The sequence below is a fragment of the Mycobacterium sp. genome, assembly GCF_019243155.1.
Classification (GTDB): Bacteria; Actinomycetota; Actinomycetes; order Mycobacteriales; family Mycobacteriaceae; genus Mycobacterium.
In genome coordinates, this window is record NZ_JAFAUS010000058.1 from 1 (window position 1) to 5,877 (window position 5,877).

General features: G+C 64.6%; 5 protein-coding genes and 3 pseudogenes. 4 read left to right on the forward strand and 4 right to left on the reverse strand.

Annotated features, from left to right (window positions below; genetic code table 11):
• The first annotated feature begins 709 nt into the window (after window positions 1-709).
• Window positions 710-1,078: a hypothetical protein gene (locus tag JOZ00_RS03075; RefSeq protein WP_293339468.1), complete on the forward strand. Its 369-nt coding sequence runs from the start codon at window positions 710-712 to the stop codon at window positions 1,076-1,078.
• On the opposite strand, the gene JOZ00_RS03080 is transcribed toward JOZ00_RS03075, so the two are convergent.
• Genes JOZ00_RS03080 through JOZ00_RS03095 form a run of 4 tightly spaced genes read right to left on the reverse strand, consistent with a single transcriptional unit; the run spans window position 1,079 to window position 5,052 of the window.
• Window positions 1,079-1,900, reverse strand: a complete 822-nt coding sequence (locus JOZ00_RS03080; RefSeq protein ID WP_293339471.1) for a galactosyltransferase-related protein — start codon at window positions 1,898-1,900, stop codon at window positions 1,079-1,081.
• The gene (locus JOZ00_RS03085; RefSeq protein ID WP_293339474.1) at window positions 1,897-2,784 is read right to left on the reverse strand and encodes a glycosyltransferase; all 888 of its coding nucleotides are present in this window, start codon (window positions 2,782-2,784) and stop codon (window positions 1,897-1,899) included. The genes JOZ00_RS03080 and JOZ00_RS03085 overlap by 4 nt, the downstream gene beginning before the upstream one ends.
• Entirely contained in the window at window positions 2,768-4,006 is a 1,239-nt protein-coding gene (locus JOZ00_RS03090) for a glycosyltransferase (RefSeq protein WP_293339477.1), read from the reverse strand. The genes JOZ00_RS03085 and JOZ00_RS03090 overlap by 17 nt, the downstream gene beginning before the upstream one ends.
• Window positions 4,003-5,052, reverse strand: a complete 1,050-nt coding sequence (locus tag JOZ00_RS03095) for a glycosyltransferase (protein ID WP_293339480.1) — start codon at window positions 5,050-5,052, stop codon at window positions 4,003-4,005. Before JOZ00_RS03095 ends, JOZ00_RS03090 begins: the two co-directional genes overlap by 4 nt.
• A 212-nt stretch (window positions 5,053-5,264) precedes the next feature.
• Here JOZ00_RS03095 and JOZ00_RS03100 point away from each other — a divergent pair.
• The 3 pseudogenes from JOZ00_RS03100 to JOZ00_RS03110 form a co-directional block, all read left to right on the forward strand.
• A pseudogene (locus tag JOZ00_RS03100) lies at window positions 5,265-5,366 on the forward strand (hypothetical protein); the annotation flags it as partial.
• Between the two features lie 51 nt (window positions 5,367-5,417).
• Window positions 5,418-5,626 (forward strand): annotated as a pseudogene (locus JOZ00_RS03105) (glycoside hydrolase family 15 protein); the annotation flags it as partial.
• A gap of 113 nt (window positions 5,627-5,739) precedes the next feature.
• Window positions 5,740-5,877, forward strand: a pseudogene (locus JOZ00_RS03110) (hemerythrin domain-containing protein); the annotation flags it as partial.

Sequence of the window (5,877 nt, forward strand, 5' to 3'; positions counted from 1 at the left end):
TTCGCCGATCGCAGCGAGGAGAGTTCGGTCGGCGTGCGACCTAGTGGGCCGAACCGGAGAACCCCCGCGGGTGGATGTAGTGGGGGCACCGACCCCCGGTTCGGCGTCTCGACAATATCGGCAAGCAAGCTGCGCGGCGTCGTTTTGGGCGACAAAAAGTGTCGGCCCAAGCTGCCGATACCCCACGTCGTGCAGAGGTAACGGTGAGAACTCCGTCGCGACGGATTTGGGATTACCCATTAATGCGGTGGGTATCACCAGTTGAGGTCTTAGATCCTCCCCGGTTGCTGAGCCAAATGCACCGCTACTCCTGCCGAGTCCTTTGTTGGTCGGTCGAGTAAAGGTCTTTGGCCCCGATCGTCGGGCCCAGGCGAAAACATTTGAACCTGATGTCCCGATCGGTGGAGCGTCGGAAGCGGATTCGCGATCGCGAGTCGCCAGATCCTAGGAAATCAGTATGGCCGCAGTTGGTCGTCATCGCGTCGGCGTGGCGGGCTCGCCGCGAGAGAAAGTCACCAGATCGGACACGACGAGCAGACGTCAGCGCCATCGTCGAGGCATGGCAGTAGTTTGCATCGCGTTATCGACGATTGCCGTCATAACCGGGTGGGCGCTCTACAGATCGCAGCCGAGGCGGCCGGATAATCCGGACGTCGGCGCGTCGGCGTCGCCGAGCGTGGCTGTTTCGCCAGCTCCTGAACAGGTGCGCGTGTGGCTGACCCGATCGCAGGGGTCGATCGACGGCGTCGTCGCCGCGCGAGAAGGCATCGCGGCCGCTGCCGCTCGACAAGACGTCGCCGCCACGGGCGCTGCCTGCCAGGCGGCCACCGGTGCAGTTGCCGATCTTCATCGACAGCTGCCGAGTCCTGAGCAGACGTTGAACAGCACGTTGCAATACGCGCTGGGCAGCTACGAAATCGGCCTGCCGTATTGCGTGTCGGGCGCCAAGACATACGACGCTGAAGCGTTGATGCGAGCGGCGGCCTACATCACTCGAGGAGACATCTTCATGCGGATGGCGCTCGACATCACCGGACGAGAGCCGAGCCCTCCCGACGTGGTCTCGCTGATCGTTTAGTCAATCGAGAGTGCGGTAGGGACGCCCTTGCGCATCGCGGGCCACGAGACCGCGCGACTCGAATTCTGCTAGCCACCCCGGCATGGGCCACCAACCCCAACGCTCGTGAAAAATCGTCGCGTTACGCAGTATGTCGTCGAGATGCTGGATCGGCGGGTCCGCCGTGGGATGGAATTGGTGAAACGCGTGAGCGCCGCCCACCCAGCGCATCGGCACCCGTTGGCACGCGGCGGATTGCGCGAAATCCGTGTCCTCTCCGCCGTAGCCGCGATACCGCTCGCAGAAGCCACCGATTCTCTTCCAGGTTGCCGCGGTTACCGCGAACGAAAGTGACCAGAACAGAGTGTAATCCGTTGTGGTCAGCACTTCGCGGTCCGGCGGTGCGGGCCGCGCCGGATGCGGATTGCGCCGCAACTCACTCATCTCGTACCCGTGCGGGCCCGGCGGATCCAGGTAGGTGACCGGTCCGCACAGCAGGGCGTCGGCATGTTCGGGCTCGGCGGCGGCGTCTTGATAACGCCCGATCAGCCCCGATTCCGGAATGCAATCGACATCAAGAAACACCAACAGCTCAGTGGAGTCGCGTAAAGCAGCGGCGGCTCCGGCGTTGCGGCCCTGCGCAATCGGTATGGGCTCGGTGACGTCAAGGTCCACGAGCGCGGCTGACGGGTCTTCTTCGTCGAGGACCTCGGCGACGTGGCGGTCGCCGAGCGCAACCACGACGTGCGAATCCGGTAGCCGGGCGCCCTGCGCCAATCCTTGGATCTGACGGCGCAGATGACCCTCGCGGCCGCGCACGGTGGTGATCACCGCGGTCTTCACACCGCTGCCGCCATCGCATAGCGCTGTGCCGTCGATTCGATCGTTTTGGCAGCGCGTGCCGCGGCACCTTCCACCTGCCAGCGGCGCCATCTCTGCGGGTCGCTAGCCAGCGCACGGGCGAGCAGTCTCGGCCACCTCTGCGCGTCCGGCCACTGGATCGCGACCGTCGCGAGTTTTCCCCGGCGCAGCATCGCCGCGGTGGCCCGCTGCTCGTGGAAGGGGCGTGGGCTCGGAATTACGACGGCAGGCCGTCTGGCCATGGCGACGTCCGCGACGCTGCTCTGGCCCGCGTGCGTGACGATGACGTCGGCGCCGCAGATCTGCGGCCACGGGTCAGCCGTCCATCGGCCGTCGGCGCCCCCGAGCGTTGTCCACGTCGTCCCCGGGCAAGCCTGCGCGCAGTTGTCGAGCTCGCTGCCGAAGGAATTGCCAGCCCCGCCGAGAACGAGGACTCGGGTTTCCCCGTCGGACAGCCGCTTTCGGGCGTAGTGCGCGGCGTTGTCGGCCCGACCGTCGAACCGGCTGATCCCGCCGACGTAGCTCGTCTTCGCTGCGTGCGCCCGCAACCACGGCGGTGCGTACACGTCCTGGGGCCATGACGCGATGATGTGATCGGCAAGGTGGTGCGCAAGCCGATGTGGAGCGTCGATGCGTTGGCCGGGCAGCGCCATCACGATCACCGGTACCCCGAGCAGTCGGACGAAGGCGGCGATCTCGACCGATACGTCGGTGACGAAAGCCTCCGGCCGTGCGTCGGCCACCCAGCGCGCCACCTCGTTCATCCGCGCTGTGAGACCGGCGTCGTGGTGCGGCGCCCAATGCAGGGCGCCATGCGCGGTGGGCTCGCTTACCTGCCCAGCTTGATCGTCACGCGGGAGCTTCACGACTTGTGCGAACGGATGCGGGCCGGGAATGTCCAGCGAGCTGAGTGCTGTGGCCGGGCATCGCAGGTGCGCACAGATGCTCGTCGCTCGCGCCAAGTGTCCGAAACCCTGATGATGGATGTAGTAACCGATCATTGTTGCCCTCGTGGTGGTCGTCGAGCATGTTCTCGTACAGGTCGAGGTAGCTGCGCAGCATCGCCTCCGCGGAGCAGTGCCGGACGGCGTGCTCGTGCACCTTCCTTCGCGAAAGCCGTTGCACCGCAGGTATAGCCGCCGCCATCGCGTCAGGGTCGCCTGGCGCTACCAGGCATCCCGATTTTGATCCGACGAGTTCTGGGATGCCACCGCGGTCGAAGGCCACCACCGGTGTGCCGCAACACATCGCCTCGGCGACCGCAAGCCCATACGGTTCGTCCCACATAGGCGTGACCAACGATGCCGTGGCCGCTCCGACCAGCCGCGCCAACGAAGCCTGATCGAGGTGGCCGGCGTAACGGATGCCGTCACCGAGGCGGGATTCCACCTCGGTTTCGAAGTACCGGGGATCGGAGATAGGACCGGCCAGCTCCAGTGGCAGGCGGGCGCGTCTGGCGGCGGCGATAGCCAGATGTGGAGCCTTCTCGGAAGTCATTCGGCCAAACCACACCAGGGGCCCGCCGCCCGGCCCCAGCGGCCAATGCTGGACGTCAATCCCATTGGGTACGACATTGATCCGCTCAACGGTCCTGCGCCAAGCCGCGGCCGTGTGCTCTGAGACCGCCGCGAAATGCGTGCCGACGCCACCCGAGGTGTCGATCGCCGACTCCAGCCACGGCGTCGGTGGCGTGTGCACCGTGGTGAGCATCGGTGTGGACAACATGGGTGCCATCGCCACCGGCAGGTAATGCAGGCTGTGATTGTGGATGATGTCGAAATCGTTACTGGCGCAACCGGCTAGCTGCAACATCAACGTCAGGTAAGCGTGGTGATCCGCCATGAAGGCCGCGGCGGGCATGGACACATCCGAGCGCGCGGCATCAGACAGCTCCAGTGGCCGAACCGCGATGGTCTGACAGTCCAGGTCCTCGTCGGAACCGGCGGCGGCGAACAGCGACACCTGGTGACCGCGGTCGGCGAGTGCGTGTGCCAGATGCCAGACGTGTGCTTCGAGTCCGCCCGCGAATGGCTGGCTGATGGAGAAGCGACTCGAGGCGATCAGCGCGATACGAAGTGAGGCCGTCATCTCAGCACGTCCCGATACAACTGGCGATGGGACGTCGCGATTTCGTTTCGTTCGGTACGCCGCTCCGCCCAGGTAGCCCGCGGAGCGGGGGCGCCGGAGGCCCACTGGCAATACGCTTCATTGACGCAGCGGCACAGGGACTCCTGGTCGAAGTGGTCTTCACCGAAATCGAATACACCACAGGGTCGTTGCTGATCGTAGAAGCCGCAGCTGGGGACGATCATGGCGGTGCCCAGGTCAAAGCAGGCCTCAAGCCAACCGGAATGACTCCCGAAGCGATAGGGCAGCACCGACACGGTCAGCGATTCCAGATAATCCCAGAATTCGTCGTCGCCGAAGTACCGGTGCACCCGCACCTGGACGTGGTCGTGCCTGTCGTAGTTCAGCAATGCCGCGCCGGCCTGGGGCGCAAACCAATGATTTGACGGGTCGAAAATCTCGTCGTGCACATTGATTTGCAGCACCGCCCGCGGTAGCGCCGACATGATCTCCACGAGAGCGTCGACAATCGGTAGCGGATCCATGTTGGCTCGAAGACTCTTCGCATGCAGGCCCAATACAAAGTGGCTGCCGGCAGGCCGCGACCGTACGATCCGATAGCTTTCGAGCACGTGTGGATGCGGAATCACGCGGCACGGGCGGCGCCACTTCTCCCAAATAGACTGTGCGGCCCCGGGTGTCAGGGTAATCAACTCGTCGGCCGCCGAGACGAGAACATCCTGTTGCTCGTCGTGGGCCTGTGACTCGGGATGGTGCGGGTTGCGTAGGTCATGCACGGTGTACACCAACGGCTTGCCGTGCTCCTGGAGTTCTTGCACAACACCCGCCAACACGTCGGGGCCGATAGCGTCGAAGCCGAAGTGCACGTGGAACACATCGAAGTGGGCATGGTTGCGGCTGACCCAACCCGGCTCGAGCATCAGCGGCGGCCACCAGCCACCCGGAACCGTCCGGCCATCTGCCGGGGCCGGATCCGCAAGGCGCACAACGCTATCGAATCCACCAGGCTCACACAGATGCCTGACGTAGACGTGCGAAGCCGGCACCGAGGCAACGCGCACTTGGATCAATCCCTCTCGAGACGAAGACAGCAAGGAACCGGACGTCCAAGCTCCCGCAGAGGTTGGTGTTTGGATTGCTGAACGATTCCTACGTGCTGAAGAACGCCGCAAACTCGTGGTACCCGCGCCGCGACCGGTGAAACTTAGCAGCGAAACGTGTCTAGGCTGGCTCGCCGCAGACCGGGTACTCCGGCCTGATGGCGCCGATTCCGCGCGTCTTGCCGCAATACGCCCTGCTCGCGGACGGAGAACCTGGGATCCTCGTCGGGCCCCGCGGCGACTACTGCTGGATGTGCCTGCCGCACTGGCACAGCGGTGCGGTGTTCAATTCGCTACCGGGCGGAGCCGGCGCAGACCATCAGCAGGGGAACGACCTGGCGGCGGTTCGCTGGTTCGAGCGAAACCGGACCGCCTGCGGCCCACCCCGTTCTTTGCAGAGGAATTCGATATCCAACAACATCAGCTACGCGGCAATTTGCCACGGGCTTTCGTCCACGCTCTGCTGTTCGAGTTGGCGCATCGCCTCGCAGGTCGTGGCCTGAGCGGACCCGGCTCATAGCCGTTCGTGGCGCCCGAGCTGCGAAACGTTTGGTGGTTGTGGTGTCGGGTAGCCGATGCGGAACGTGTAATTGCAGCCCGCGCGCCGAAGCGCGACGACATGGAAAGGACATCATGACGACTCACGCAGCTGTCACGTCACAGACCGATGTGGTCGACTTTCTGTCCGGCCAGCACGAGCAGATCAGGTCTTTGTTCGCCAAAACGCTTGCCGCATCCGGTGAAGCACGGGAGAAGGCGTTCGTCGACCTT